Annotated in this window: 23 protein-coding genes; 8 read left to right on the top strand and 15 right to left on the bottom strand. The window is 73.2% G+C overall.

The window, feature by feature from the left end:
• Positions 1–43: 43 nt before the first annotated feature.
• From ACWDX7_RS07610 to ACWDX7_RS07625, 4 genes are all read right to left on the bottom strand, one after another.
• Positions 44–1630 carry a DUF2142 domain-containing protein gene (locus ACWDX7_RS07610; protein WP_451489176.1) on the bottom strand — a complete coding sequence of 529 codons (1587 nt, stop codon included), beginning with the start codon at positions 1628–1630 and terminating at the stop codon, positions 44–46.
• A gap of 13 nt (positions 1631–1643) precedes the next feature.
• Positions 1644–3359 carry a hypothetical protein gene (locus tag ACWDX7_RS07615; protein ID WP_451489177.1) on the bottom strand — a complete coding sequence of 572 codons (1716 nt, stop codon included), beginning with the start codon at positions 3357–3359 and terminating at the stop codon, positions 1644–1646.
• A gap of 215 nt (positions 3360–3574) precedes the next feature.
• Positions 3575–4180, bottom strand: coding sequence for a DUF1707 and DUF4190 domain-containing protein (locus ACWDX7_RS07620; RefSeq protein WP_451489178.1), 606 nt, complete (start codon positions 4178–4180; stop codon positions 3575–3577).
• Between the two features lie 130 nt (positions 4181–4310).
• Entirely contained in the window at positions 4311–4646 is a 336-nt protein-coding gene (locus ACWDX7_RS07625; RefSeq protein WP_451489179.1) for a winged helix-turn-helix transcriptional regulator, read from the bottom strand.
• Between the two features lie 96 nt (positions 4647–4742).
• Between ACWDX7_RS07625 and ACWDX7_RS07630 the strand changes: the two genes are divergently transcribed.
• Positions 4743–5657, top strand: coding sequence for an NAD(P)-dependent oxidoreductase (locus ACWDX7_RS07630; protein WP_451489180.1), 915 nt, complete (start codon positions 4743–4745; stop codon positions 5655–5657).
• 43 nt (positions 5658–5700) lie between these two features.
• On the opposite strand, the gene ACWDX7_RS07635 is transcribed toward ACWDX7_RS07630, so the two are convergent.
• The 3 genes from ACWDX7_RS07635 to ACWDX7_RS07645 all read right to left on the bottom strand — a co-directional run bounded on the left by ACWDX7_RS07635 (position 5701) and on the right by ACWDX7_RS07645 (position 8134).
• Positions 5701–6540, bottom strand: coding sequence for an EI24 domain-containing protein (locus ACWDX7_RS07635; RefSeq protein ID WP_451489181.1), 840 nt, complete (start codon positions 6538–6540; stop codon positions 5701–5703).
• A gap of 86 nt (positions 6541–6626) precedes the next feature.
• Entirely contained in the window at positions 6627–7049 is a 423-nt protein-coding gene (locus ACWDX7_RS07640; protein ID WP_451489182.1) for an organic hydroperoxide resistance protein, read from the bottom strand.
• Positions 7050–7114: 65 nt separating this feature from the next.
• On the bottom strand, positions 7115–8134 hold the full coding sequence (locus ACWDX7_RS07645) for an NADP-dependent oxidoreductase (RefSeq protein WP_451489183.1): 1020 nt from the start codon (positions 8132–8134) through the stop codon (positions 7115–7117).
• Between the two features lie 187 nt (positions 8135–8321).
• Here ACWDX7_RS07645 and ACWDX7_RS07650 point away from each other — a divergent pair, with 187 nt between their 5' ends.
• The gene (locus tag ACWDX7_RS07650; RefSeq protein ID WP_451489184.1) at positions 8322–8744 is read left to right on the top strand and encodes a MarR family winged helix-turn-helix transcriptional regulator; all 423 of its coding nucleotides are present in this window, start codon (positions 8322–8324) and stop codon (positions 8742–8744) included.
• 12 nt (positions 8745–8756) lie between these two features.
• On the opposite strand, the gene ACWDX7_RS07655 is transcribed toward ACWDX7_RS07650, so the two are convergent.
• A complete protein-coding gene (locus tag ACWDX7_RS07655) occupies positions 8757–9512 on the bottom strand; it encodes an SCO2400 family protein (RefSeq protein WP_451489185.1) in 756 nt (251 codons plus the stop codon).
• 228 nt (positions 9513–9740) lie between these two features.
• Between ACWDX7_RS07655 and ACWDX7_RS07660 the strand changes: the two genes are divergently transcribed.
• On the top strand, positions 9741–10280 hold the full coding sequence (locus ACWDX7_RS07660) for a hypothetical protein (RefSeq protein ID WP_451489343.1): 540 nt from the start codon (positions 9741–9743) through the stop codon (positions 10278–10280).
• Here the strand turns inward: ACWDX7_RS07660 and ACWDX7_RS07665 are convergent.
• Positions 10277–10987, bottom strand: a complete 711-nt coding sequence (locus tag ACWDX7_RS07665) for an esterase/lipase family protein (RefSeq protein WP_451489186.1) — start codon at positions 10985–10987, stop codon at positions 10277–10279. The two genes, ACWDX7_RS07660 and ACWDX7_RS07665, sit on opposite strands and share 4 nt — an antisense overlap.
• A gap of 211 nt (positions 10988–11198) precedes the next feature.
• On the opposite strand from ACWDX7_RS07665, the gene ACWDX7_RS07670 reads away from it, so the two are divergent.
• From ACWDX7_RS07670 to ACWDX7_RS07680, 3 genes are all read left to right on the top strand, one after another.
• Positions 11199–12236, top strand: coding sequence for a rod shape-determining protein (locus tag ACWDX7_RS07670; protein ID WP_355406426.1), 1038 nt, complete (start codon positions 11199–11201; stop codon positions 12234–12236).
• Positions 12233–13873, top strand: coding sequence for a GAF domain-containing protein (locus ACWDX7_RS07675; protein ID WP_451489187.1), 1641 nt, complete (start codon positions 12233–12235; stop codon positions 13871–13873). The genes ACWDX7_RS07670 and ACWDX7_RS07675 overlap by 4 nt, the downstream gene beginning before the upstream one ends.
• A 306-nt stretch (positions 13874–14179) precedes the next feature.
• Entirely contained in the window at positions 14180–15568 is a 1389-nt protein-coding gene (locus ACWDX7_RS07680; protein ID WP_451489188.1) for a carboxyl transferase domain-containing protein, read from the top strand.
• A 10-nt stretch (positions 15569–15578) separates the two neighbouring features.
• Here the strand turns inward: ACWDX7_RS07680 and ACWDX7_RS07685 are convergent, their stop codons facing one another.
• Both ACWDX7_RS07685 and ACWDX7_RS07690 read right to left on the bottom strand, forming a co-directional pair.
• Positions 15579–15878, bottom strand: a complete 300-nt coding sequence (locus ACWDX7_RS07685; RefSeq protein ID WP_451489189.1) for a helix-turn-helix domain-containing protein — start codon at positions 15876–15878, stop codon at positions 15579–15581.
• Positions 15879–15936: 58 nt separating this feature from the next.
• The gene (locus tag ACWDX7_RS07690) at positions 15937–17199 is read right to left on the bottom strand and encodes an MFS transporter (RefSeq protein WP_451489190.1); all 1263 of its coding nucleotides are present in this window, start codon (positions 17197–17199) and stop codon (positions 15937–15939) included.
• A gap of 246 nt (positions 17200–17445) precedes the next feature.
• On the opposite strand from ACWDX7_RS07690, the gene ACWDX7_RS07695 reads away from it, so the two are divergent.
• Together ACWDX7_RS07695 and ACWDX7_RS07700 are read left to right on the top strand one after the other, a co-directional pair.
• A complete protein-coding gene (locus tag ACWDX7_RS07695) occupies positions 17446–18603 on the top strand; it encodes a carboxylate-amine ligase (protein WP_451489191.1) in 1158 nt (385 codons plus the stop codon).
• Between the two features lie 148 nt (positions 18604–18751).
• Positions 18752–19060 carry a hypothetical protein gene (locus ACWDX7_RS07700; protein WP_451489192.1) on the top strand — a complete coding sequence of 103 codons (309 nt, stop codon included), beginning with the start codon at positions 18752–18754 and terminating at the stop codon, positions 19058–19060.
• A gap of 135 nt (positions 19061–19195) precedes the next feature.
• Here the strand turns inward: ACWDX7_RS07700 and ACWDX7_RS07705 are convergent, their stop codons facing one another.
• From ACWDX7_RS07705 to ACWDX7_RS07720, 4 genes are all read right to left on the bottom strand, one after another.
• A complete protein-coding gene (locus tag ACWDX7_RS07705) occupies positions 19196–19564 on the bottom strand; it encodes an STAS domain-containing protein (protein ID WP_451489193.1) in 369 nt (122 codons plus the stop codon).
• Positions 19561–20964, bottom strand: a complete 1404-nt coding sequence (locus tag ACWDX7_RS07710; RefSeq protein ID WP_451489194.1) for a PP2C family protein-serine/threonine phosphatase — start codon at positions 20962–20964, stop codon at positions 19561–19563. Before ACWDX7_RS07710 ends, ACWDX7_RS07705 begins: the two co-directional genes overlap by 4 nt.
• Before the next feature lie 270 nt (positions 20965–21234).
• The gene (locus ACWDX7_RS07715; protein ID WP_451489195.1) at positions 21235–21546 is read right to left on the bottom strand and encodes an STAS domain-containing protein; all 312 of its coding nucleotides are present in this window, start codon (positions 21544–21546) and stop codon (positions 21235–21237) included.
• Entirely contained in the window at positions 21546–25673 is a 4128-nt protein-coding gene (locus ACWDX7_RS07720; RefSeq protein ID WP_451489196.1) for a SpoIIE family protein phosphatase, read from the bottom strand. Before ACWDX7_RS07720 ends, ACWDX7_RS07715 begins: the two co-directional genes overlap by 1 nt.
• Positions 25674–25881 lie beyond the last annotated feature (208 nt).

Genomic DNA, 25881 nt, shown 5'->3' on the forward strand with positions numbered 1-25881 from the left:
CGGCGCCGCCCCGCGGACCGGGGCCGGGTCCCTCAGGGGTCGCTCAGACCGGCTCCGGCATCCGCGAGTGGCGTCCCGAGCGGGGGTCGTCGAGGCGCCTGCCGTCCACGGTCGCGGGCGTGCGGTCCGGCATCAGCGCCGGCACGATCAGGGCGAGCGCGGCCAGCGTGTAGACGCCGGTCCACAGGACCCAGCCGCCGGGAGGGGCCCAGTGCGCCGAAGCCGGCACCCAGGCACCGCTGGTGCCCACCGCGAAGCGCCGCAGGGTCCAGAAGAAGGCGGCCGCGTTCGCCAGCGCCAGCCCGGCGACGGTGAAACCGATCAGCCGGCGCCAGGGGAAGCCCCGGTCGGGCGCCCGGCTCGCGCTGATCAGGACCGCCATCAGCGGCAGGCCCACGGCGAGCGGCAGCAGGTAGCGGCCCTGCCACACCATGCCGATCTTCTCCGCCTGTGAGGCCTGCGCGATGACCGGCAGCATCACGATGCCCGCCAGCATGCCGAGGACCGCCAGCGTCTCGCGCGCCCGCCCGTAGGCCAGTGCCAGCGCGACGAGCGTCGCGATCGCGCCCAGCCAGACCAGCCAGGTGAAGGCGGGCGCGGGCGTGTCCAGCCAGCCGAAGTACCCCAGCATCTGCTTGATGTAGGTGTCGGTGTTGCCGAGGGTCTGCCTGGCCGCGACCCCGGGCGTCAGCGACGCGGGCGTCTTGATCACCGAGTTGTCCGGGTGCGTGGAGGCCCAGACCAGCGCACCGGCCGCCGCGGCGCCCAGCAGGCCCGTCCAGAGCCAGAGGGCCTTGCGGCGCAGCACCGAGCCCAGCAGCCCGCGCCGGCGACTCAGCAGCAGGCCGAAGACCAGCGCCCCGGCGAACCAGATCAGTCCGAGCGGCCGGATGTTGATGAGTACCAGCCCACCGATGCCGAGCCGGGCCAGCCGGCGGTTCAGCAGCCGCGGATCCGGCGACATCGTGATCGACAGCAGCGCCGTCCAGACCAGGATCCCGGCGGCGATCTCGCCCCCGCTCGGGTTGACCATGCCGGCCATGTACAGCGCCATGGGCGTGGCCGCGGCCAGGACGCCGAGCGTCGCGAGGGAGCGGCGCCGCCACTCGGCGGCCGTGACCACCGCGCTGGCCAGCAGGGCCGAGCAGAGCAGCGCCGACATCAGCCGCATCAGGTACAGCCCCTTGGGGCCGTCCACGAGCAGGCTCGGCCAGCCGGTCGCCAGGTAGTAGGCCGGGTGGTAGCGGCCGGCAGCGGTGGTGACCTGGACGGTCTGCTCGGCGTTCCCGATCGAGGGCGCGCAGGAGGCGGGCTCCTTCTCATGCCAGGCGTAGCACTCGTGCAGCTGGGGCAGCTGCTGGTACCACTGCGGCAGCCGCACCCCGGTCTCGGCGAAGTGGCCCTCGATGCCCGCCACCACGTGCGGGACCATCACCTCGGGTCCGTTGATCTGGCCCCGGGCGACGGCCGCGGCGCGGATGAAGTGCGCGTGCTCGTCCGGCGAACCGCCGAGCGGGGTGGCGGCGGACCAGGAGCCCGCGAGCGTGAAGAAGAGGGCGAAGGCGATCAGCCAGAGCCGCCTGGGGGTTCGGGCTGACCAGTCGGCCAGCCGCGTCAGTGCGGAGATCATCTGTTCCCTCTGGTCATCGGATGAAGCTCAGCCAGCTCTGGTCGCCGTCCTTGGAGCAGGTGCCTCCGGGGGCGAACTTCGGGCAGCTGCCGTCCAGCTCGGTGATGGTGTGCGACACCCAGGGCAGGATCCGGTAGGTGCCGTCCTGGGCGGGCATGTAGCGGTCGGACATCGAGGAGGCGACGGTGCCCAGGAGCAGCAGCAGGGCGCACAGGGTTCCGATCACCGCCGCCTCGCGGGCCGGGAGGCCGGGGGTGGCGGGGGTGCCGGGGAGGCCGGGGAGGCCGGGGGCGCCCGCACCGCCGGCCTGGGATCCGGCCGTGTCCTCGGCGGCGTCGGTCCGGTGCCCGGCCATCCGCAGCGAGACCAGGTGGGCGATGAGCGCGCACAGGATCAGGCCGCAGTAGAGCAGCTGGTTGTTGGTGCGGGTGTACAGCTGGACGGTCTGCGTCTCGTACATGTGCGAGGCGATGTACATCCGCATCACCCACGCGCTGATGAACATGGCCGCGATGGTGACCACCAGCGGTTTGCGGATGCCCAGCCAGATCGCCGCGCCGAGGCCGACGAAGGTGACCAGCGCGAACAGTCCGACACCGCCGTACTCGCCGGGCAGCGGCCAGTCGCCCGCCTTGCCCGGCATGTCGGTGCGCCACATCAGGTAATACGCCGGGTCGGTGAAGTTGTCGAAGCGGAAGTTGTAGTCCTTCGTGGTCTGCCCCTCGGTCAGCATGACCAGGAGGTAGCGCCCGGCCACCACGAGGAAGGCCGCCAGGGTGACGCCCATGAAGGACGCGCCCCTGAGCCGGCCGGTCCGCCACGGGAAGTACAGCAGCGCGGCGAAGAAGACACCCGCCGCACTCCACAGGAACCAGCCCGAGTACGTCAGGAAGAGCACGCCGAGCAGCACGCCGAAACCGGCGCCCTTCAGCAGCAGCGGCCGCCAGGCCTCGGTCGCGCTGCGGCGCAGCGCCACCACCATCGCCACGAGCACCGGCACCAGCAGCACGAGCACCGTCTGGCTGTACGGCTTGTAGGCGTCGATCAGCGCGAAGGCCGGCGCCACACCGAAGGCGAGCGCCCGGACCGGACTGAGCAGCATCCGCCAGGCGAGGTAGACCAGCGGCCCGAAGGCGGCGGCGCCCAGGATCTGGAGGTCCTTGAAGGCGTACGCGGTGTTGCCGTCCCGGAACCACTCGGCGTAATGGCCGAGGGTCTGGAGGGGCAGCGGCGGGTAGACCGGCGAGCCCGAGGGCTGCCCGTTGGCGACCGCGTGGGCCCATTCGACGATACGGCCACTGTCGCCGTTGAGGCCGAACATCGGCCAGGGGGTCCCCAGCAGCGCGACGACCGCGCCGGCGGCGACGAACCCGCTCGCCAGACCTGCGATGCCGGCGGCGGCCAGCCGGGCGGCCAGGTCGAAGTGCCGGCCGCCGCGCAGCCGCATCGCCAGCACCACGGCGGCGACGAGCAGCAGGCCGATCAGCGCGAACCGCAGCTGGATCGCGGCGAGGCCGCTGACCTGCGCGATCCGGTCCAGCGGGTTGAGCTCGAAGCCACGGGCCAGCAGCGGGAGGACGAGGGCCGCGGCGAAGGCCACGGCGGCTTCCAGGAGCAGCAGCCCACCGCGGGAGCGCGGTGCGCGCCGGGGGGCCGGTTCCGGCCCGGCGGGCGCGGCCGGTCCGCTCGCGGGCAGCACGGCGACCGCCCCCTGGGTACTGACTGTCACTGCGATGTCCCTACTGCTGGTCGGTCCCCTGCGATGAGGGCCGGATCGTGCGTCGGCAAGCCGCTGCCCGGCTCCGGGCCCCGCACCAAGCTCCGGGCCGGGGCGGACTCAAGGGCAGTGAGAGACAGCCTTGGCACGTGTTGCCGTGCATACTATCGGGCCGCCCCGGACAAGCGGAGGGCCGGAATTCGATCACGTTCCGGGCACGAAAGGCCTCAGGAGCCGAGCAGCACGGCCAGCACGAAGAGCAGGGCCCAGCCGCCCACCGAGAGCCAGCCGAGCACCAGGCCGGTGCTCGCCATCCCGTCGCCCTCGTCTCCACGGGCACGGATCTGCGCCTTGGCGATGTGGCCGGTGATCACGGCGGGCAGGGCCGTCGCCCCGAAGGTCGGCAGGCACAGCACGCCGAGCACCAGCGAAGCCACCGCCTGCCCGTTGACGCGGCGCGCCTGGGGCGGCGGCCCGAACAGCGGCGCCCCGAAGGACTGCCCCGCGAAGGAGTGCGGTGCGTACGGGTGCGCCGCGTAGGACGGCGGCACCACCGGCACCGGGGAGCCGAAGGGAGCCACCACAGGCCCGGACGGAAGGTCGGCGACCAGTCGCCCGAGCTCGCCGTACGTCTGCGCCTCGTACACCGCGTCAAAACGCTGCCCGTACTCCTCCGCGTCGAGCCGGCCCTCCGCGTAGGCCGCCTTCAGCACGTCCACGGTCCGGTCGCGGTCGGCGTTCGAGGCGCGCATCGCGGACTGCGGGGTGTGCGCGGGCTGCCAGGGCTGCCCGTACGGCTGCTGCGAATGCTGACCCCACGGCTGTACGGCCATCCGGCCACCTCCGAAGCCCGGGCGCGGGACGGGCTCCCCGCGCGCTGTGCGTGCCCTTCCAGAATGCAGGACGACCGGGCGCGGGGAATGGTTTCCGCCCCGCCGCTGCGGCGGTCGTCGCGGCGGGGCGTCAGGCGGAGTCCGGCAGGAGGTGCTTGGTGCCCCACTCGCCCAGGCTCGCCAGGGCCTCGCTGAGGCCCTGGCCGAGGGGTGTCAGGGAGTACTCGACGCGGGGCGGGACCTCCTCGTGGACCTCCCGGTGGACCATGCCGTCCGTCTCCAGTTCGCGCAGCTGGGCGGAGAGCACCTTCTCCGAGACCCCGGGAACCAGCCGGCGCAGTTCACCGAAGCGGCGCGGGCACTGTTCCAACTCCCACAGGAGAGACACCTTCCACTTGCCGTCGAGCACGGACATCGCCGCGGCGATCCCGCAGTGATCCGCACCGGGCCTTCGCGTCACCGCCATCGCCCACCCTCCCCACCTGCTCGCTCACCTTGGAGTAAGCACCCACTCCAAAGTGCGTACTTGAGCCCCGCACTACCTGCCACCAGGCTAAACGCCATGACCGACAACGCGACGCAGAACCCGCTGAACTCCCCGCTCACCCCCGTCACCCTCCTCGGACTCGGCGCCATGGGCACCGCCCTCGCCCGCACCTGGCTCGCCGCCGGGCACCCCCTGACCGTATGGAACCGCACCGCCGCCAAGGCCGGCGCCCTGGCCGCGCAGGGGGCCACCGCCGCCGCCAGCCCCGCCGAGGCGGTGGCCGCGAACGGGCTCGTCGTGCTGTGTCTGCTGGACGACGAGAGCATCGGCTCCACGCTGGACGGCGTGGACCTGACCGGCAAGGACCTGGTCAACCTCACCACCGGCAGTCCGGCCGAGGGCCGGGCGCGCGCCGCCTGGGCCGAGGAGCGCGGAGCCCGGTTCGTGGACGCCGGGATCATGGCCACGCCGACGATGATCGGGGTCCCGGAGGCCGGGGGCTACGTCTTCTACAGCGGCTCCCGCGCCCTCTTCGACACCCACCGGACGACCTTGGAGGTCCCGGCCGCAGCCCGCTTCGTCGGCGAGGACCCCGGTCACGCCGCCCTGCACGACGTGGCGCTGCTGAGCGCGATGTACGGGCTGTTCGCCGGGATCTCGCACGCCTACGCGCTCATCGAGGGCGAGGACATCTCCCCCAAGGACCTGTCTCCGCTGCTGTCCGAGTGGCTGGGCGCGATGGGCTTCTTCGTCGGCACCACCGCCGAGCGGCTGAGCTCGGGGGACTTCACCACCGGGGTGGCATCCAGCCTGGGCATGCAGGTCGCGGCCACCGGCACCCTGACGCGCACCGCCGGGGAGCAGGGGGTCAGCACGGAGTTGATCTCGCCCTACCTCGAACTGATGCGGCGCCGGCTGGCCGAGGACCCGGCGGCCCGCGCCGGGGAGGACCTGGCAGCCGCCATCGCGCTGCTGCGAGCCGGGCGGTGAAGGCGCCCCGCGCCTGCGCCCGCGCCCGGCCGGGAGCCGCGGCTCAGCGCCCCGGAGGGGGACCGAAGCCCGGGGGCGCGGGGGCCGCCGGCGCCCCGGGGCCCGCCGGTGCCTGGTGTCCCCGGCCGGCCGGTGCCTCCGGCGGGGTGCCGCCCAGGAGGTCGCGCGCCATCAGCGTGGCCCCCGCCACCGCACCCGGCATCAGGAACACCGCGACCAGCGGCACCAGGAAGGCCAGCACCAGCGGGACCCCGAAGCCGAGCACCGTCATGCGGCGCGAGCGCAGCAGCGCCAGCCGGTCGGGCAGGTCCACCTTGCGCCGCTGGAGGGCGACCGCGGTGAGCTCCTGGGTCAGGAAGTAGCCGGAGACGCAGAAGCCGAGGACGGGGACCACGGTCTGTCCGATCACCGGGATGAAGCCAAGGGCGAAGAGGAGGATCCCGTACATCAGCACCCGGCCGAGCACCCGCACGCTGTCCCGCGCGGAGATCCACAGCTCGCGCCAGAGCGGGAGGCCGGACTCGGGGACGTCACCGCCCTCGCTCCGGTCGACCTGCTCGGAGAGGGACTCGTAGAACGGCTGGCCGATCAGCAGGGTGACGGCGGTGAAGGTGATCACCGCGAGGAAGAGCCCGAGGCCGAAGACCAGGGCGGTCAGGAAGCCGCGGAAGAGCCCCAGCCACGGCGAGGACCAGCCGTCGGCGAAGGGGGTGAGCCATGCGGTCAGGTCGTCGGCGCCGTAGCCGAGCCCGGTCAGGGCGCCGGCGTAGAGCACGAACGCCACCAGTCCGGGCAGCAGCCCGAAGCCCAGCCAGCGGCCGTGCCCGAACACCCATCGCTGGCCGGCCAGCAGATACCGGAAACCCCCCGCAAGATCACGCATGGGCACAGCTTACGGCGAAGGCCGCACCCCCGGGCTGGGGGTGCGGCCTTCGGCGGCGTGCAGCCGGATCAGCGGGATCCGCTGGATCAGACGGCGAGCTCGACGGTGATGTTGCCGGCGGTGGCCTTGGAGTACGGGCAGACCTGGTGGGCCTTCTCCAGAAGGTCCTTGGCGGTGGCGGCGTCCACGGTCGGGATCGAGGCAGAGATCTTGACGATGAGGCCGAAACCCTCGTCGTTCTTGCCGATGCCCACCTCGGCGGTGACGGTGGCGCCGGTGATGTCGGCCTTCTCGTTGCGGGCGACGACGCCGAGCGCACCCTGGAAGCAGGCGCTGTAGCCGGCGGCGAAGAGCTGCTCCGGGTTGGTGCCGGCGCCGCTGCCGCCCATCTCCTTCGGCGGGTTCACGACGACGTCGAGCTGACCGTCGTGGGTCGAGACGCGACCGTCACGGCCGTTCTCGGCGGTGGCGACAGCGGTGTAGACGACATCGGACTGCTGGATGGACATATAAGAAGATCCTCCTGGTGAATCGCCGCGGCTCGCGCCCACGACCACGGCGGTGTGCAGTGAGCCTAACCGGTGAAGGAAACGATCATCTTTCCGGTGTTCTCCCCGCGCAGCATGCCCAGGAAGGCGGAGGTCGCGTTCTCGACGCCCTCGACCACCGTCTCGTCGTACCGCAGCTCGCCGGAGCGCAGCCAGCCGGCCACCTCCTGGACGAACCGCGGCTGGAGGTCCGCGTGGTCGCTGACGAGCACGCCCTGGAGGCGCAGCCGCTTGCCGATGACCTGCACCAGGTTGCGCGGGCCGGGGGTGGGCTCAGTGGCGTTGTACTGGGCGATCGCGCCGCACAGGGTGGCCCGGCCGTGCACCTTCAGGGAGGATATGGCGGCCTCCAGGTGGTCTCCGCCGACATTGTCGAAGTAGACGTCTATGCCCTCGGGCGCGGCTTCCTTCAGCTGTTCGCCGACGGGGCCGTTCTTGTAGTTGAAGGCGGAGTCGAAACCGTACTTCTCCGTGACCAGCGTCACCTTCTCGTCCGAGCCGGCGGAGCCGATCACCCGCGACGCGCCCTTGAGCTTCGCGAACTGTCCGACGAGGCTGCCGACCGCACCCGCCGCGCCCGAGACGAAGACGCTGTCGCCCTCCTTGAAGGAGGCGGTCTCGAAGAGCCCGGCGTAGGCGGTCATGCCGGGCATGCCGAGGACCCCGAGGTAGGCCGAGAGCGGGGCGATCGAGCCGTCCACCTTGGTGGCGTGCCGCGCGTCCACGTCCGCGTACTCGCGCCAGCCCGCGCCGTGCAGCACGTGGTCGCCGACCGCTATGCCCTCGGCGGCGGAGGCGACGACCTCACCGACCGCGCCGCCGTCCATCGGCTTGTCCAGCTGGAAGGGCGGGACGTACGACTTCACGTCATTCATCCGGCCGCGCATGTACGGGTCCACGGACATGTGGAGATTGCGGACCAGGATCCGGCCGGGCGCGGGCTCGGTCACGGGCACCTCGCGCAGGGCGAAGTCCTCGGCGACGGGCCAGCCCTGCGGGCGGCGTACGAGGTGCCACTCGCGGCTGACGGCGGGGATCTCAGACATGCGGCGCTCCTGATGACGGGACAGGCTTTACGGACAGTGCTTCACGGGCAGTGATGCACGGGCGGCGCTTCACGAGGACTCGCGAAGATCGCTCCGCGCGCATTGCTGCACGCACATTGCTTCACCACCTGAAACAACCATGCTCCTGCATATTTCATGTTGTCAAGTAAATGGGTAGTCTGGATCCATGCCCAGTCGTCGCGCAGACCCCCTGACCGTTGAGGTCGTCGAGCTCATCGGCGATGTCGTGGCCCGCTACCACGAGGAGTACGAGCACGCCGCCGCCCGCCACCAGCTCACCGGCGCCCAGGCACGCATCCTCGGACTGCTCTCGCTGGAGCCGCTGCCGATGCGCCGCATCGCGCAGAAGCTCAAGTGCGAGCCCTCGAACATCACCGGGATCATCGACCGGCTGGAGACGCGCGGCCTGGTCGAGCGCCGCCCGGACCCCACGGACCGGCGGGTCAAGCTGGCCGCCCCCACCGAGGAGGGCCTGCAGACCGTGGACCGGCTGCGGGAGTCGCTGGACTTCGCGCGTGAGCCGCTGGCCGGACTGAGCACGGCGGAGCGGGCGGTACTGCGCGATCTGCTCAAGCGGATGCTGGGCTGAGCCGCCCCGCCCTCAGCAGAAGATCCACCAGCAGGACGGCTTCTTCGGGGTCGGCGACGGCGAAGGCGACGGAGGGGGCGCGGGACTGGTGGACGGCTTCGCGGTGCCGGAGCCGCTCGGCGCGGGCCGAGTCGCCGATGCCGTCGGTTTTACGGGGCCCTGCGTGTCGGAGGGACCGGGCGTCGGCCCCGCCGTCGCGGAGGCGGAGGCGGATGCGCTCGGCCCCGGCTCCGTCGCCGCGCCGGCGGACGCCGCGGGCCCGGCCGGCTTCGTGGCGCCACCGGTGGCCTTCGCGGTCGCGGGCCCCTTCCCGGAGGCCTTCCCGGAAGGCGCGCCGCCCGTCTTGGGCGCATCCGGGGCCGCAGCGGCCCGGTCCGGCTCGGCCTCGTCCGTCAGCACGACGGTGGAGGCCCGGTCGGTGCGCTCCCCGTCGGTCACGAGGCGGGCCATGGCCAGCGACCCGCCGGCCGCGAGAACCAGCCCGAGCCCGATGGTGAGCAGCGTCCGGCGCGGCCCGCGGTGCGTGCCGCGGCGGCGGCGGCGCGACGCGGCCCTGCCGCCCTCGTCGGGCGCGGACAGCACGACGAGCGAGTCGGCGAACACCTCGGTCAGCGCGGCGGGTTGGGGTGCCTGCTGCGGTGCGGAGCCGGGCGGCCCGCCGGGCCCGGCGGCGGGGCCGGCGGGTATCAGGTACTGGGCCGGTGTTCCGCACCCGGCGCACGCCAGTGCGCCGTTGAGGTGCCTCCGGCAGGCTTGGCAGTAATTCATGGCGCCCGCAGGCTATGCGCTCCCCGGCAACATCCGTATCCCGGGAAGGTAAGGATCCTGTGTGGAATCGTGGCCCGCATGACAGCGACCCCGGACCTGACCCCGGACCCGACGCGGACCCCGGCCCCGCACCCGACCCGGACGCCCGCCCCGCACCCGACCCGGACCCGGGCCCCGCACCCGGGATCCTTCGGGCCGGGCGCCTTCCAGCTGGTCCTGCTGCGCCGGATGGCTGATTTCCAGCCGGACCTGGCCGAGGAGGCCCGCCGGCGGCTGGGCGCCTCGCTCGCGGAGCAGCGGGAGGCCAACAAGCGCTGGCAGGCCATGGTCCGCTCCCCCAGGTCCCGCGGCGCCCTGGCCCGCTACCGCTCGGTGCTCGGCCCGCCGGAGTCGGCCGAGCGCCGCCGGATCGGCGACCTGGAGTGCGAAGCGCTGCGGTGGCCGGTGCCGCTCTGGCCCGACCTGCGCTTCGAGGTGCTGGCCGCGCCGGACGGCGCGGTGTGGAACGAGTGGCTGGTACGGGCCCCGGGCGCGCGGGGGCCCGTACTGGAGTCGCCGGAGGATCTGCGGCCCTGGTCGGCCACGGTGGACGAGGTGGCGCGGGCCTTCGCCCCGGTCCGGCCGATGGAGGGGACCGCGCCGACCCGCTGGCGCCTCGCCTTCGACGTGCGGGGGCGGGCATGGGTGGCGGAGTTCACGTACGGGCTGCTCCAGCGGGTCTCGGCCGAGGAAGCCCCCGGGCGGGCGGGACCCCGGAGCACCCCCTAAGCCGCGAGGAAGGCCCGTACGGCGGCCGAGGCTCCGTCGTCGAACAGCAGGTCGTTGTGTTTCAGGCAGCCGGCCGGCGTGTTGGCCGCACCGGTCAGCGGGACGCTGTCGTCCGGGTTGACGACCTCGTCGCAGTCCGACCAGAAGGTCGCGTACTTGACCGCGCCCGGGGTCTCGTCCCCGCTGTTCAGGTTCCGCACCACGTACGAACCGGGGGTCATGTCCCGGCAGGCCTGGTCCCACAGGGCGCAGGCCCAGGCGGTGGAGGTGCCCCGGTTGGGCCCGGCGAGCGAGACCCAGTGGTCCACGGCCGCCGCGCCGCCGCCGTATTTCACGTACCAGCGGCTGACGAGCGAGCCGAAGGAGTGGGTGACGATGTCGACCTTCGCCGCGCCGGTCCGCGACCGCACCTCCTCGACGTACGCACCGAGCCGCCCGGCCAGCACCTCGTTGACCGACTGGTGGCTGTCGTAAGCCCACGAGAAGAGCTCCGAGTCCGCGTACCCGGCGGTGAGCAGGTCCTCGCGCAGGGCCCCCCAGACGCCCGGGGCGGCGTTGTAGCCGTGCACGAGGACCACCGGATTGCGCGGTGACGCCTGGTCAGAGCCCGCATCCGTCACCCGGTCGGCGGCATGGGCCGGGAAGGGCGCCCACAACGCCAGGCAGAGCGTCAGAAACGCCGCCAGTCTCTGGCGTGCCGTCAGCATCGGGTCTCCCTTACCTGGTTACGCGCCAGTAGCGCGTGCGGTGCGGGCATCGTGCTGCCTGTCGGTACAGAAATCCACCCCCATGCAGCCGCCGGGCACCCCCAGCCGGAGCATCACAACGGGCGGTCCGCCCCATATGCCGCAGAAGATAAGACAAAGCGACCGGCATTCCGCCGGTCCTCTTGCGTCAGCGCCCCCGGGAGGATCTGCCGTGACCGTCAGTCTTGAGCAGTTGTGCCGCTGCCACGTGGCCGTCGACCTGGGCGCGGCCAGGACCCGTGTCTACGTCAAGGGCGCCGGCCTCGTCGTCGACGAACCCAGCGTGGCCGCGGTGAACACGCGGACCGGTGCACTCATCGCCGTAGGCACCTTCGCCGAACGGATGACCGGCCGCACGCCCGACTACATCCGCGTGGTACGCCCCGTCTCCGGCGGCACCGTGGTCGACATCGAGATGGCCCAGCGGATGCTGCGCCACCTCCTCGGGGAGAAGCTGCGGCGGGCCCTGCGCCGCAAGCCCCGGCTGCGGGCGGCCGCCTGCACCCCGCACGACGCGGACCCGCTGGCCCAGCGGGCGACCGTGGAGACCCTCGTCGGGCTCGGCGCCCGCCGGGTCGAACTGGTCGACACCCTGATCGCGGCGGCCGTCGGCTGCGGACTGCCGGTGGAGCAGCCGACCGCGACAATGATCATGGTGTGCGGGGCCGCGGCGACCCAGGTGGCCGTCCTCTCCCTCGGCTCCATCGTCACCGCCGTACGCATCCCCGTCGGCGGCGAGGCCATCGACCACGCGGTCGTCCAGCACCTGCGGCACGCCCACGAGCTGATGCTGCCCAGCCAGGCCGTCCGGCCGCTCCAGGTGGCCCTGCACGGCAACGGCATCACCGCCGAGGGCCCGGCCTCCACCCTGATCCACGGCCGTGACGTGGCCACCGGACTGGCCCGCTCCGTCCACGTGGACACCGCGGCCGTACGGGACGCCATCCACACCCCGCTGACGGCCGTCCTCGACGGCATCGGCAAGGTGCTGCGGGACTGCCCGCCGGACCTGGTCGCGGACCTGACGGACAAGGGAATCATGATGGTGGGCGGCAGCGCCCTACTGCCGGGCCTGGACCAGATGCTGCGTGACGCCACCGGCATGCCCGTCGCCATCGCGGAACGGCCGGACGTGTGCGCCGTGCTCGGTCTCGGCGCGATGCTCGAAGGGAAGATCGCCCCGATGGTTCTCAACCCGCTGGCCGAATGACGCACACCGGCACGCCGGAGCCCGCACCGGATACCGGGCGGGAGCGCGAGGCCGGACAGGAGCACGAGGCGGGACCGCCGCGGGATCCCGTACGCGAGCGGTCAGGCCTCCCGGCGCTGCTGGAGGCGGTGCTCAGCGTCGGCTCCGAGCTCGAACTGCACGCCATCCTCCAGCACCTCGTGGACTCGGCGACCGAGCTGTGCGCGGCGCGCTACGGGGCGCTCGGGGTCGTCGATCCCGAGCGGATCCGGCTGACCGAACTGTTCACGACGGGCCTGAGCGAGACGCAACGGGGGGCGGTCCCGCGCCTGCCGGACGGACCCTCCGGCCCCGCCCTGCTCAGGGCCCTCATCGGCGACCCGCGCCCGCTGCTGCTGGACGGCCTCGCCAAGGATCCCCGGCCGGCGGGCCTTCCTCCGGGCAAACCGCCCCTGCGCGCCTTCCTCGACGTGCCGATCCGCGTGCACACCGAGGTCTTGGGCCATCTCTGCCTCACCGAGAAGCGGGGCGGCGGTCCCTTCACCGACGAGGACCACGCGCTGCTGCGCGTCCTGGCCGCGCAGGCGGGCATGGCGATCGGCAGCGCCCGGCTGTACGAGACCGTGCGCCGCCGGGAGCGGTGGATCGACGGCGCCGCCGCCGTGACCACGGCCCTGCTGGCAGGCCGCCCGGCGGCGGACGCGCTGATGTGCGTGGCCGACCGGGCCCGGCTCCTCGCGGACGCCTCGGCCGGGGTGGTGCTCCAGCCGACCGCCGAGGGGGGCATGGAGATCGTCGCCGCCTCCACGCACGGCGACCCGGGTGACCTCGTCGGCACCGCCATCGCACCCGGTTCGGCCGTACTGGAGCAACTCCTCGGCGGCGAACCGGTCTTCATCGAGGACTCGGCGACGGACCCGCGGATGACCACCCCCGTCCGCGAACGCTTCGGTCCCAGCATGATGCTCCCGCTCCAGAGCGGGGGCCAGCTGATCGGCACCCTGGCCCTGCCGCGCGCCCGGGGCGCTCCCCCGTACGACGCGGTGGACCGGCTGCTCGCCTCGCAGTTCGCCTCCCAGGCCGCGCTGGCCCTCGTGCTGGCGGACGCGCAGCACGACCGGGAGCAGCTGGCCGTGTACGAGGACCGCGACCGGATCGCGCGCGACCTGCACGACCTCGTGGTCCAGCGGCTGTTCGCGACCGAGATGATGCTGGAGAGCACCCTGCGCCGCTCCTCGAACGCGCCCTCCGGAGACACGGTCGGCGAGGAACTCAGCCGAGCCGTGGACGAGCTGGACTCCACCATCCAGGAGGTCCGCACGGCCATCTTCGCCCTCCAGCAGCCGCCGGCCGACGCCCCGACGACCTTCCGAGGCCGGGTGCTGCGCGAGACGGGCGGCGCGGCGGTGCTGCTGGGCTTCCCGCCGTCGGTGCACTTCACGGGCGCGGTGGACGCGCTGGTCCCGCCCCAGGTGGCGGGCGACCTCCTCACGGCCCTGCGCGGCGCCCTCGCCGCGGCGCACCGGCGGGCCGAGGTCAGCAGCATCGAGGTGGAGGTGGAGGCCGCGCCGTCCCGCGTCCGCCTGACGGTGACGGACGACGGCCGCACGGAGTCGGGCACGCGCGGCACGACGTCGACGTGGGAATCGGCGCTCTGAAACATCCCGCGGCGTGCGGCTCGCATGCGGGGTAACCCCGCCGCAGGTCCAGGTCCAGGCCCAGGTGCGGGAGCCCGGACCGGGGGGGCGGGGGCCGGCCCAGCCCCGGTTCGGCCCAGCCCCGGTTCGGTTCGGCTCGGCTCAGTTCGGCTCCGTGCAGTTCGGCTCGGCTCGGCTCAGTTCGGCTCGGCTCAGTTCGGCAACCCCAACACGCCTTCGGCGGAACCCCTGCCGGTGCCCCCGCCAGGGGTCGGCGTTGGGCGGGCGGGGCTGCGGTGGCCTCAGCGCCATGCTTAGTGTGAGCCCGTGACGACGACCCGCCTCTCGGCCCGCGCGGCCATCGCCTCCGTGGCCGACCCCGGCAGTTTCTCCGAACTCCTTGTGCCGGACGGGGAATCGCCCCCGGACGGCCCCCTGGCCTGGACCGGCTACGACGCCTCCCGCGCCCGCGCCGCCGCGCGGACCGGCGAGCAGGAGTCCGTCGTCACCGGCACGGCCCGGATCGGCGGGCACGAAGCCGCCGTCATCTCCTTCGAGTTCGGCTTCCTCGGCGGTTCGCTGGGCCAGCGCACCGGAGACCGGCTCGAAGCCGCCTACACCCACGCCCGCGAGCACCACCTCCCTCTCGTCTCCCTCATCGCCACCGGCGGCTCCCGCATGCAGGAGGGGATGCTCGCCCTGACCCAGCTCCAGCGCGTCGCCCGGCAGTGCGTCCTGACCCGCGCCGCCGGGCTCCCGCAGATCGCCGTCCTGCGCGACCCCACCACCGGTGGCGGCTGGGCCACCCTCGGCGCCGGGGCGGATGTGGTCCTCGCGCTCGCCGGAGCCCAGGTCGGCTTCGCCGGCTCCCGGGTACGGCCCGCCGACGCGGACCCGGCGGCCTACTGCGCGGAGGGGCAGTACGCCTCCGGCCACGTGGACGCCGTCGTCCCCCCGGCGGAACTCGCCGCCACCGTCACCGGCTGGCTCCGCGTCCTCGCCGCGCCCCGGCCGGCCGGGCCCGTGGACCCCCCGGCCGCGCTAGGCGGCGTACGGGGGGCCGCGCCGCCGGAGACCGGCTGGGACGCCGTACGGCAGGCCCGCGACCCCGGCCGCCCGCGCGCCGAGGCCTACCTGGACGCGTACTTCAGCCTCCGCCTGCCCCTCTCCGGGGACCGGGCGGGCGGCACGGACCCCGGGATGCTGTGCGGATTCGGGCTGCGGGAGGGCCGGGCCGTGGCCTACGCCGCGCAGTGCGGCACCGCCACCCGCCCGGCGGGATACCGTACGGCCGCCCGCGTCATCCGTCTCGCGGACCGGCTCGGGATTCCCGTACTGACCCTGGTGGACACCCCGGGCGCCGCCAACGACGCCGCCGCCGAACACGCGGGGGCCGGCGCGGCCATCGCCGACACCTTCGCGGCGCTGGCCGGGGCCGCCATCCCCGTCACCACCCTGCTGATCGGCGAAGGCGGCTCGGGCGGCGCGCTGGCGCTGGCGGCCCCGGGGAACACCTGGGTCACCCCGGACAGCTACTTCTCGGTCATCGCCCCCGAGCTGGCGGCGGCCATCCTCAAGCGCCCCCCGGCCGAAGCCCCCGCCACGGCCGACCAGCTCCGCATCCGCCCGCAGGACCTGGTGGCCCTGGGCGTGGCCCGCGGCATCTCCCGCCCCGCGTCCTCAGACGCCCCGTCGGACGGCCCGGCGGGCGCTTGAGCCACAGCGCTCACCCGTGCCCGCGGGGGCACCCGATCCCTCCGGACCGCGCGAACCGGGCCGGGCCGACCCCGACGTGCCGGCCGAAGTGCCGCGTCAGGTGTGCCTGCTCGTAGAACCCGGCCGCCGTGGCCGCCTCGGCCGGCCGCATGCCCGCCAGCAGCAGCCGCCGCGCCAGCGCCACCCGCCGGCCGGTGAGGTGCGCGTGCGGCGGCAGCCCGTACGCCCCGCGGAAGCTGCGGATCAACTGGGTGGGATGGACATCGCCCAGTTCCGCCGACGCCTCCTCCAGGGTGATCCCCTCGACCACCCGCGCGTCGAGCAGCTCGCGCAGCCGTGCGGCGACCCCCGCCCCCGGGGTCGCCCGGCTAGGCCTGCGGCGAGCGCGCGTCGCAGCGCAGGAAGCCGCGCCAGCGCAGCGCGAGGAGGCCCGTCACCAGCACGCACCCGAGGCCGCCGCCCGTGATCGCCACGGCCGGGGAGGTCAGGTCGGCGGCGGTTCCGGCGAGGAAGTCCCCGAGCCGGGGGCCGCCCGCGACGACCACGATGAAGACGCCCTGCAGACGGCCGCGCATCTCGTCCGGCGTGGCCGCCTGGAGCATGGTGGTGCGGAACACCATCGAGACCGTGTCGGCGCAGCCGGCCAGGGCGAGGAAGAACAGCCCGAGCCACAGGTTCCGGGTGAGCCCGAAGACGGCGACGGCCAGCCCCCACGCGCCGACGGCGAGCAGGATCGCCAGCCCGTGCCGGCGGATGCGGCCCTGCCAGCCCGAGAACAGCCCGCCCATCAGTGCCCCGACGGCGGGCGCGGCGGCGAGCAGGCCGACCGTCCTGGCGTCGCCGCCGTACCAGAGCACGGCGATGGCGGGGAACAGCGCCCTCGGGTGCGCCAGCACCATGGCGGCCAGGTCGGTGAAGAAGGTCATCCGGATGTTGGGCCGCGTCCCCAGGAAACGCAGGCCGTCCACGACCGAGGCCCTGCCCCGCGCGCCCCGGGCCCGGTCGGGTTTCATCGACGGCAGCCGCCACATCGCGTACAGGGCTGCGCAGAAGGTGACCGCGTCGATCAGGTAGGCCGCCTGGTATCCCCACCAGCCGACGATCACGCCGCCCAGCATCGGGCCGACGGTCATCCCGGAGGTCATGGTCACGGAGTTCAGCGCGTTGGCGGCGGGCAGCTGCTCGGCCGGCAGCAGCCGCGGGATCATCGCCGACCTGGCCGGCCCGCTGAGCGCCCCGCAGACCGCCTGGAGTGCGACGACCGCGTACAGCAGCCAGACGCGGTGGTAGCCGAGCAGGGCGGCACAAGCCAGCAGGACGGACAGCGCGGTGAGGCCGGCGGAGCTGGCCAGACCGAGGGTGCGCCGGTCCACGGTGTCGGCGATGGCGCCGCCGTAGAGCCCGAAGGCGACGAGCGGGACGAGGGAGAAGAGTCCGACGAGTCCGACCGAGAAGCTGGATCCGGTGATCTCGTAGACCTGGAGCGAGATGGCGAGGATGGTCATCGCCTGACCGATCCACGAGACCGTCCCGCCGATCCACAGCCGCCGGTAGTCCGGGGAGGTACGCAGCGGGGTGAGGTCGGCGAATACGCGCCGTCGGGGGCGGGCGAGCGCGTTCGATCGGGTCACATCGGATGATAACCGGCGGCGGTCAAGGCACCCGGGGCCCGCCCTGCGTCCCCGCTCGGGCCCCCGGGGGCGGTCTCACGTCCTCGCCCACCGGCCACAGGCGCCCCACCCGGACCGCCGCCCCCAGACCGGGCCGCGTCTTGCCGGTAACTCGCCACTATCACCCGACATTTGACTGAATCGACGTGCGCTGCGCGCCGCGTGCTCCGCTCATGATGAAAAGACTCGTATGTCCAGGGAGGCGCAGTGATCGAACCTGGCAACAGCACCACGAGCACCGGCACCACCCCGAACACGGTGCGCACCACCGTCCCCCTCACCGTCGGCGTCGAGGAAGAGTTCCTCCTCGTCGACGCCCGCACCTTCCGGGTGGTTCCGGCCGCCCCGCTCGTCCTCGCCACGGCCGCCGGGCTGCCCCAGCAGCTGCACCCCGAGGGCACCCGCTACCAGGTGGAGATCTCCACCCCGATCGCCCATTCGGCGGCGGCACTGCGCGAGGAGCTCGCCGCCCTGCGGCGCACCCTCGGCCTGGCGGCCCGCGCGCACGGCTGCCGGCTCCTCGCCGCGCCCTCGCCGGTCCTGGCCGTGGAGGGGCCGCTGCACCTGACCGACGACGAACCGCGCCAGCGCGAGCAGCACCGCCGCTACGGTTCGCTCACCGACACCCTCGTCAGTTGCGGCCGCCACATCCACATCGGGACGCTGGACGTGGACACGGCGGTCGCGGTGTCCAACCGGGTCAGGCCGTGGCTGCCGACGCTGATCGCGCTCGCGGCCAACTCGCCGTTCTGGGGCGGCCGCGACACCGGCCACGCCAGCTGGCGGGCGATGGCCTGGTCGGGCTGGCCCTCCGCGGGGCTGCCTCCCCACTACACGTCCACGGCGCACTTCCGGCGTTCGGTGCAGACCCTGCTCGGCTCCGGGGCGGCCCTGGACATCAAGATGGTCTATTGGGACCTGCGCCCTTCCGGGAACTGGCCGACGCTCGAAATCCGGGCGCCGGACATGTCCCCCGACATCGATACGGCGATCCTCCAGGCGGAACTGGCCCGCGCCCTGGTGAAGACGGCCCTGCGCGAGATCGCGGAGCAGGTTCCCGAGCCGGCCGTACGGGACGACGTACTGCGCCTCGCGCGCTGGCGGGCGGCCCATGACGGCCTGGAGGGCTTCGGCCTCGACCCGTACACGGGTGCGGAACTCCCGGCGGCCGACCTCGCGGAGGCCCTGCTGGAACTGGTCGCCCCGGACCTCGCGGCGGCCGGCGACCTCGACCACGCGGCCAAGACCTTGGGAGGCCTCCTCAGGGACGGTTCGGGCGCCCACCGCCAACGGGCCGCCTTCGCCCGCCGCCAGGACCTGACCGATGTGCTGCGCTACCTGGCGGACGAGACGGAGAACTTCTGACGGCGAACTTCTGGACGCACCAGTCTTAACCCGCGTTTACTTGGGCGATTGCGGGTATCCGGAGGCTGAGAGCGTCGATCTTCGACGCAGCTTCCCGCTCTCGCGGAGTGCGTCGCTCACTTCCCGGAGCAGACAGGGGTGTATCGCCATGACCATGCAAAACCCGGCCGGTAACCCCGCCCCCCACGGGGGCACCGACCCTGTCGGCACGCATCGGCCCCGTCGTCTGTCGACGGAGACGAAGTCGGCCCTGAAGACGACCGAATTCTTCATCTACCTCGCCTCCGTGGCCGCGGTCCTGATCGCCTCCATGGTCGTGGGGACCGAGGAGGGACACTTGGACTACTTCCGCGCCGACAAGGCGTGGCTGTACATCGTGATCCTGACGTTCGGCTACATGATCAGCCGCGGGCTGGCCAAGTCCGGCAGCCGTGACCCGTACGACGAGTCCCACTGACCCGGATTCCCGGGAGAAGCCGACGCCCCTGGCGCTGCCGGGCCTCTTTCCGGGCCGGCAGCGCCCGCGGGTGCGGCCCACGGCAGGGGGAGCGGCCGCTGATTCCGGCACCGGGTGTGTCGGGCGCTGGTGCTTTCAGGCGCTGGTGCGGTCGTCCAAGCCCGCGGCGATGGCGGCGTCGGTGGTGGGATGGACGGGCAGGAAGGTGCTCATGCCGGTGGTGGCGAGCAGGCGGCCCAGCCGGTCGGGGATGGCGGCCAGGGCCAGCGAGCCGTCGGCCTCCTTGGCGCAGCGCCAGATGCCGACGATCGCGCCCAGGCCCGAGGAGTCGCAGAACGTGACGCGAGAGAGGTCGGCGATCAGGTCGGGGTGGCCGTCCGCGATGAGCTCCAGCGCGCGGGCGCGTACGCCGGGTGCGGTGGCGATGTCGAACTCACCCGACAGTGCGAGCACCGCTGTGGTGCCGTCGGCGTAGGGGACGTCGATGTGGAAGGCGTCGCTCATGGGCGTCGGTTCTCCTGCCCCGGGGAGATGTCGGCGGGTGTGGTCGGGGCGGCGGCGCTGTGGGCGGTGGTGGTGATGCCCACGGGTGCGGCGTCGGCGGTGGGGACGGACAGAGCCAGCAGCGCCACGTCGTCGCGGTCGCTGTCGGGCAGCGTCTCCAGCAGTGCGACGGTGTCCTCGACGAGGGCGGCGGCGCTGACGGGGGCCGGCCGCTGGGCGAGGAAGTCCGCCAGACCGCTGTCGGCGAGCATGTGCCCGTCGGCGGTGCGGGCTTCGGTCAGCCCGTCGGTGTAGAGCAGCAGTCCTTGCCCGGGCTGAAGGTGCAGGGCGAGTGAGGCGAAGGCGGCTTCGGCGAACGCGCCGACCAGCATGCCGCCCTTGGCGCGGGCGGCCGCCACGCGTACACCGCCGTCCTCGGCCGGGCTGAGGTGATAGGCGGGCGGGTGGCCGCCGGTGGCCAGCGTGACGATGAACCCTCCGTCAGCCGACGGTTCCAGCAGGCCGATGATCGCGGTGCAGAAGCGGGTACCGACCGCCGCGTCCAGGAGCAGCGAGGTGTTCAGCGCCTGCAGGGCGGCCGTCGGGTCCGCGTCGACCAGGGCCGCGGCTCTCAGCGTGTAGCGGATCAGTGAGGTGACCGAGGCGGCTTCGGCACCCTTACCGCACACATCGCCCAGGAAGAACGCCCACCGGCCGCCGCCGACGGGGAAGACGTCGTAGAAGTCGCCGCCCACTTCCTGCGGGGAGGCCGTCTTGTAGTGACAGGCCAGCTCCAGGCCGGGAACGGCGGGCAGCACCGGTGGCACGAGGGTGCGCTGCAGCGTGGAGGCGAAAGCCGCGATGGCCGCCTTGTCCCGCTCCGCGCGGCGCCGGGCCTCTTCCTCCGCCTGGCGCCTCTCCTCCTCGGCCTTGCGGCGTTCCTGCTCGAAGCGCACGGCGTCCAGCGCGGCCAGCCGCAGCTCCAGCTGGTCACGCACCACGGCCGCCAGGTCGGCGAGCGTGGCCGTGTCCTGCTCGCTGATCTCGCGGGGGCGGGTGTCGAGGACGTTGACGGTGCCGAGTCTGTGGCCGTCGGCGGTGACGATCGGAGCGGCCGCGTAGAACCGCACCCCCATGGGCCCGGCGACCAGCGGGTTGGCGCGGGCGAGCGGGTCGAGCAGGGTGTCGGGGATGACGGTGGCGTCGTCGGTGAGCACCGCCGAGGCGCACAGGCCCGGGTCGCGGCCGATCTCGCTGACGCCTTCCAGGCCGTGAGCGGCCTTGAACCAGATCCGGTCCTCGTCCACGATCGTCACCGTCGCCACCGGCACGTCGAACAAGCGCGCTGCCAGTGCCGCGACCCTGTCGTAGGCGCCGTCCGGAGGGGTATCGAGGATGTCGTAACGGCGCACCGCCGCCATCCGCGCTGCCTCGGCCGGCGCGGGTGCAGGCCCGCTCGGTGCGATCGCAGGCGCACTCGCTCGCTCTGGCATAACCCTCGTCTCACTTCTTCCCCCACGGAAGGCGCCCGCCAGGAGGCGGGCGCCCGGAAAACCAACTCATCGCTCCCCCGCCTTCCCGGTCTGCCGCCGCCCACACCCGGGGCCTCTCCGGGGCACTGGCGGGGCGACGTGCCGGAAGGACGCGCGATCACCGCTGGTCGCGTCCGCTGGGCCGCCGCAGTGCGGTTGTTACGGGGCGGGCGGCGTCCCGGGTTCCGTGCCGTGGACGGTGGTCAGCTCGGCCAGCCCAGAGACGGTCAGTACGGGGGTCAGGAGGGGGGTGGCGATCAGTTCGATGCGGTGGGCGTGGGCGAACAGGACGGCAAGGCCGGCGCTGTCGAGGTATTCGACGGCGGTCAGGTCGAGGAGGAGGCGGTCGGCCGTGCTGTCGAGGGCTGCGGCCAGGGCGTGCATATTGCTCATGTCGATCTCACCGACGACCGCCAGGACGGTGGTGCCGTCCGGGCGACGGCCCGGGGTCAGGGTGAGCTGCTTGGTCATCAGGGGATCCTCGTGTGCATGTCGACGGTGGTGCCCGTGGGGCCTTGGACGACGCTGACCTGCTGCATCAGGGCGCGCATCAGGGTGGTGCCCCGGCCGCGGTGCGCGTTGGCCTCCGGCTCGGGAACCTTCCACCGGCCCGAGTCGACAACGGTGAGGCGCAGGTCGTTGACGGAGGCTTCGGCGCGCAGCCGGATGGTCTCACCGGGGTTGTCGCGGTGTCCGTGTTCGATGGCATTGGCACACGCTTCCCCGGCGGCGACCAGAATGTTCTGCCGCGTGTCCGCGGGGAGCTGGCACCGCTCCAGCCAGTCGCGCAGGGCGTTGCGGACGGGCGCGAGCTGGGAGGACTCGGCGGGAAAGGCCATGTCCAGGGGGGCGGGGTGCCGGTACAGCATCAGAGCGACGTCGTCGTCGTAGCCGCCCGTGGGAGCCATACGGGTCATGACCCGGGTGGCGAGGTCGTCCACGGTCGCGTCGCGGCCTTCGTGGACGGCTGCACCGGCTTCCTCGATGCCCGCGCTCAGCGGACGGCGGCGGCCCTCCACGAGGCCGTCGGTGTACAGCAGCAGAGTGGCGCGTGCGGGGATGGCGCACTCGCCCTCGGGGCGTTCGCGGCCGGGACGGACGGCCAGGGGGATGGAGCGTCCGTCCTCAAGGAGACGGGTGGTTCCGTCGGGGCAGGCCAGGATGCCCGGCGGGTGTCCGGCGCTGCTGTAGGTCAGGTGTCCGGTCGCGGGATCGAGGACGCCGCAAAAAACGGTGGTGCACATCGCGCCGGGGACGCTCGCCGCGAAGTGGTCCAGCGCCATCAGGGTCCGAGCCGGCCTCGTGTCCTGCAGCAGCAGGGCCCGGCAGGCGCTGCGCAGCTGTCCCATGACGGCGGCGGCCTTCAGTCCGTGGCCCACGCAGTCGCCGACGACGATGCCGATGCGCCCGTCCGGCAGGGAGACGGTGTCGTACCAGTCACCGCCGACCTCCAGGGGCCGGGTGGCCGGCTCGTAGCGCACGGCGAAGCCCGCGGGGAGGCTGGAGGGGCCCAGGATGGCCCGCTGCAGAGCGATGGCGGTCTCACGCTGCTGGTCGATCTGGTGAACGCGGACCAGCCCCTGCGCGAGGTGTCCGGCCAGCAGCGACAGCAGCAGCTGGTCCTCACCGGTGAAAGGCCGGTGGTCGCCCAGGTCGATCCACAGCGCCAGCGGACCGTCGGGGTGCTCCAGCAGGATCCCGGCACCGGTGTCGTCGGCGACGGGCGTGAGCAGGGGCCCTCGGCGCAGCTCGGTGAGGACGCGCCGGCGTCCGGCGGGCAACTCCTGCCAGCGGACCGGAGTACCGCCGGCGGCCAGAGCGGGTTCGTCACCGTGGTCGAACACGGCGGCCAGTACGCACCTGGCGCGCCACAGGTCCTTCAGTTCGGCCAGTGCTCCGGTCAGCGCGTCGGTGAGGCTCGTGGCCCGGGACAGCTGCGTGCTCAGGGAGGCGAGGGCGCTTTCGCGCTGGATGGCGTAGTGCTCGGCGGTGACGTCGCGGAACGTACCGACGACCACACGGAGCCCGGTGTCGGGGTCCTGGGCGTGGTTGAAGTTGACGCTGACCCACACCCGGCGCCCGTCACGATGGGTGACGGGGATGGTGTAGTTGCCCTCACCCTGGCCGACCAGGCCCGCGAAGGCTTCGGCGACCTGCTGGTGGGCAGCCGGGTCCGTGGCGGCGTCCGGCCACCACGGGTGCGTCGGCGTGTAGGGCAGGCCGTCCGCTCCGTAGCCGAGGGTGTCGGTGAACGCGGCGTTGATCTCGATGACCGCACCGTCCTCGTCGCAGACGAAGAACGCCTCTTGCAGCGAGTCCACCAGTGCGGTGCGCCAGCGGGCGTGGTGGCTGCGGAGTCTGGCCAGCTCCACGCTCGCCCGTACGCGCGCCAGCAGTTCGACCGCGGCGAACGGTTTGACCAGGTAGTCGTCGGCGCCGACCCGCAGTCCCTCGATGGAGGCCTCCTGCCCTGCCCTGGCGGACAGCAGCAGCACGGGTACGGAGGCGGTTCGCGAGTCGGCGCGCAGCGCCGCCACGAGTGACAGGCCGTCCAGGCGGGGCATCATGACATCGCTGACCAGCAGGTCCGGGGTGGCCGCGCGAGCGGCCTCCAAGGCCGCCTGGCCGTCGGTGACCGTGTCGACCCGGTAGCCGGCGTCGGCCAGCAGGCGGGAGAGGTAATCGCGCATGTCGGCGTTGTCGTCGGCGACCAGCACCCGCGCCGGGGCGACTCGGCCGGCAGGGAGAGCCGGCGCCGTCCCCTCGGCGTCCGGGGCCACCGGAAGGTCCGTGCCGGACGCGGCGCTGTCGTCGGCCGGCAGCCAGCGCAAGGCCTCTTGCAGGTAGGGGGCGGCGGTGGCGGACACCGCGGAGCCGGCGGCGGCGGGCGGCAGGGACTCGCCCGGCAAGTGCGCGGCGCCGAAGGGCAGGCACAGGGTGAAGCGGGTGCCCTCGCCCTCCACGCTGTCCGCGGTGATGGTGCCACCGTGCAGGGCGACCAGTTCCTTCACCAGCGCCAGACCGATGCCGCTTCCCTCGTTGGAGCGGGAGCGGGCACTGTCGATCCGGTGGAACCGCTCGAACAGCCTGGGCAACTCCTCGGCGGGCACGCCGATACCGGTGTCCGCGACGGTGACCACGGCATGGCCGCCCTCCGCGCGCACCGAGACGCGGATGGAGCCCTCGAAGGTGAACTTGAGGGCGTTGCTGAGCAGGTTCAGCATCACCTTCTCCCACATGCCGGGGTCGATGTGGACCGGCTCCTCCAAGGGAGGGCAGTCGACGTCGAAGGACAGGCCGGCCTTGTCGACGGCGGAGCGGAAGACGCTGGCCAGTTCGGCGGTGACCGCCCCGAGGTCAACCGGCTCGTAACGGGCCTGCATGCGGCCGGCTTCGATGCGGGAGAAGTCCAGCAGCGTGTTGACCAGCTTGCTCAGCCGCAGCCCGTTGCGGCGGATGGCGTCCAGCTCCTGCCTCGTACGCGCGTCCGCGTCGGCCAGCCGGTCGCGCAGCTCCTCCACCGGACCCATGATCAGAGTGAGGGGGGTGCGGAACTCGTGGCTGATGTTGGAGAAGAACCTGGTCTTGGCACGGTCCAGCTCGGCAAGCTCCTCCGCCCGGCGCTGCTGGGCCTGGTAGCTGCGGGCACTCGCGATCCCCGCCGCGACGTGCCCGGCGACCAGCTCGACGAAGCCGCGGTAGCCGTCGTCCAGCGGCCGGTACCGGTTCAGCCCGGCGACCAGGAACCCGTAGGGCGTGCTGCCCTGTCGCGGGAGCGGAACCACCAGCGCCTGCGTGGGCGGCTCCGACCGGTCGCCGGCCGGGAGCCCCGGGAGGGACGCACCGTCCAGCTCCACCACCGCTGACTCTTCCCGGACCAGCTTCGCCACCGGCCACGGGCCGCCGCCGGGACCGTCGACCGGCAGTGTCGTCGGAGCGACCGGATGACCGGCGGGAATCCCCGTCGCGCTCGCCAGCCGCGCGCGGCCGTCCTCCTGGAACAGGTACGTCAGCGTGAACGGGAGGTCCCGCAGATTGCGGCCGAGCTGCCCGCCGGCGAAGGCGAGCATCTCCTCCTCGGTGCGCACCACGCTGGGATCAGAGCCGAGGTCGCGCAGCGTGGCCATCCGCCGCTCGCCGATGACCCGTTCGGTGTCCTCACTGACCACGCACAGCATGCCGACCACCTGGCCGGAGTCATCGCGCAGGGGGCTGTAGGAGAACGTGTGGTAGGTCTCCTCCGGGTATCCGGACCGCTCCAGGAACAGCAGGAGGGCCTCGTCCCAGGTCGCCTTCCCCGTGGACAGCACGGTCTCGATCCGGGGGCCGATGTCGTCCCAGATCTCCGCCCACACCTCGCTCGCGGGGCGGCCCAGTGCCCAGGGGTACTTCCGGCCCAGGGTGTCCCGGCGGTAGGCGGCGTTGCAGAAGAAGGTCAGCTCCGGGCCCCACGCCATCCACATCGGAAACCGGGACGACAGCAGGATGCTCACCGCCGTCTGCAGGCTTTGCGGCCAGCCGCCCGGCGGCCCGAGCGGGGTCGCCGCCCAGTCCACCACGGCGAGATCCCGGCCGACCTCGTCGTCACCGGCGAACACCGCTGCCGCAGCCGCAGCCGCAGCCGCTGCCCTCGGCTGCGGCTGCGGCTGCGGCTCGGCGTTTCCCGTAGGCCTCACCGGAGGCTGCCGCTCAGCGTCCTCAGCACGTCCCACCGGACATCCCCTCGTTCAACGCCCGTCACTTCCCGGAGCCGCCGCGCCGGCGCAACCCGCCGGCCGCGCTGGGGCGGCCCGCGGCAAACGTCCC

The organism is Streptomyces sp. NPDC003034 (assembly GCF_053591375.1).

Coding starts and splice junctions, on each gene's coding strand:
- ACWDX7_RS07630 (WP_451489180.1), top strand. CDS start 4,743: ATGACCGACAACGCGACGCAGAACCCGCTGAACTCCCCGCTCACCCCC.
- ACWDX7_RS07700 (WP_451489192.1), top strand. CDS start 18,752: ATGACCATGCAAAACCCGGCCGGTAACCCCGCCCCCCACGGGGGCACC.
- ACWDX7_RS07635 (WP_451489181.1), bottom strand. CDS start 6,540: ATGCGTGATCTTGCGGGGGGTTTCCGGTATCTGCTGGCCGGCCAGCGA.
- ACWDX7_RS07625 (WP_451489179.1), bottom strand. CDS start 4,646: ATGGCGGTGACGCGAAGGCCCGGTGCGGATCACTGCGGGATCGCCGCG.
- ACWDX7_RS07610 (WP_451489176.1), bottom strand. CDS start 1,630: ATGATCTCCGCACTGACGCGGCTGGCCGACTGGTCAGCCCGAACCCCC.
- ACWDX7_RS07710 (WP_451489194.1), bottom strand. CDS start 20,964: ATGGCGGCGGTGCGCCGTTACGACATCCTCGATACCCCTCCGGACGGC.
- ACWDX7_RS07660 (WP_451489343.1), top strand. CDS start 9,741: ATGGCTGATTTCCAGCCGGACCTGGCCGAGGAGGCCCGCCGGCGGCTG.
- ACWDX7_RS07705 (WP_451489193.1), bottom strand. CDS start 19,564: ATGAGCGACGCCTTCCACATCGACGTCCCCTACGCCGACGGCACCACA.
- ACWDX7_RS07665 (WP_451489186.1), bottom strand. CDS start 10,987: ATGCTGACGGCACGCCAGAGACTGGCGGCGTTTCTGACGCTCTGCCTG.
- ACWDX7_RS07675 (WP_451489187.1), top strand. CDS start 12,233: ATGACGCACACCGGCACGCCGGAGCCCGCACCGGATACCGGGCGGGAG.
- ACWDX7_RS07650 (WP_451489184.1), top strand. CDS start 8,322: ATGCCCAGTCGTCGCGCAGACCCCCTGACCGTTGAGGTCGTCGAGCTC.
- ACWDX7_RS07655 (WP_451489185.1), bottom strand. CDS start 9,512: ATGAATTACTGCCAAGCCTGCCGGAGGCACCTCAACGGCGCACTGGCG.
- ACWDX7_RS07715 (WP_451489195.1), bottom strand. CDS start 21,546: ATGACCAAGCAGCTCACCCTGACCCCGGGCCGTCGCCCGGACGGCACC.
- ACWDX7_RS07645 (WP_451489183.1), bottom strand. CDS start 8,134: ATGTCTGAGATCCCCGCCGTCAGCCGCGAGTGGCACCTCGTACGCCGC.
- ACWDX7_RS07620 (WP_451489178.1), bottom strand. CDS start 4,180: ATGGCCGTACAGCCGTGGGGTCAGCATTCGCAGCAGCCGTACGGGCAG.
- ACWDX7_RS07640 (WP_451489182.1), bottom strand. CDS start 7,049: ATGTCCATCCAGCAGTCCGATGTCGTCTACACCGCTGTCGCCACCGCC.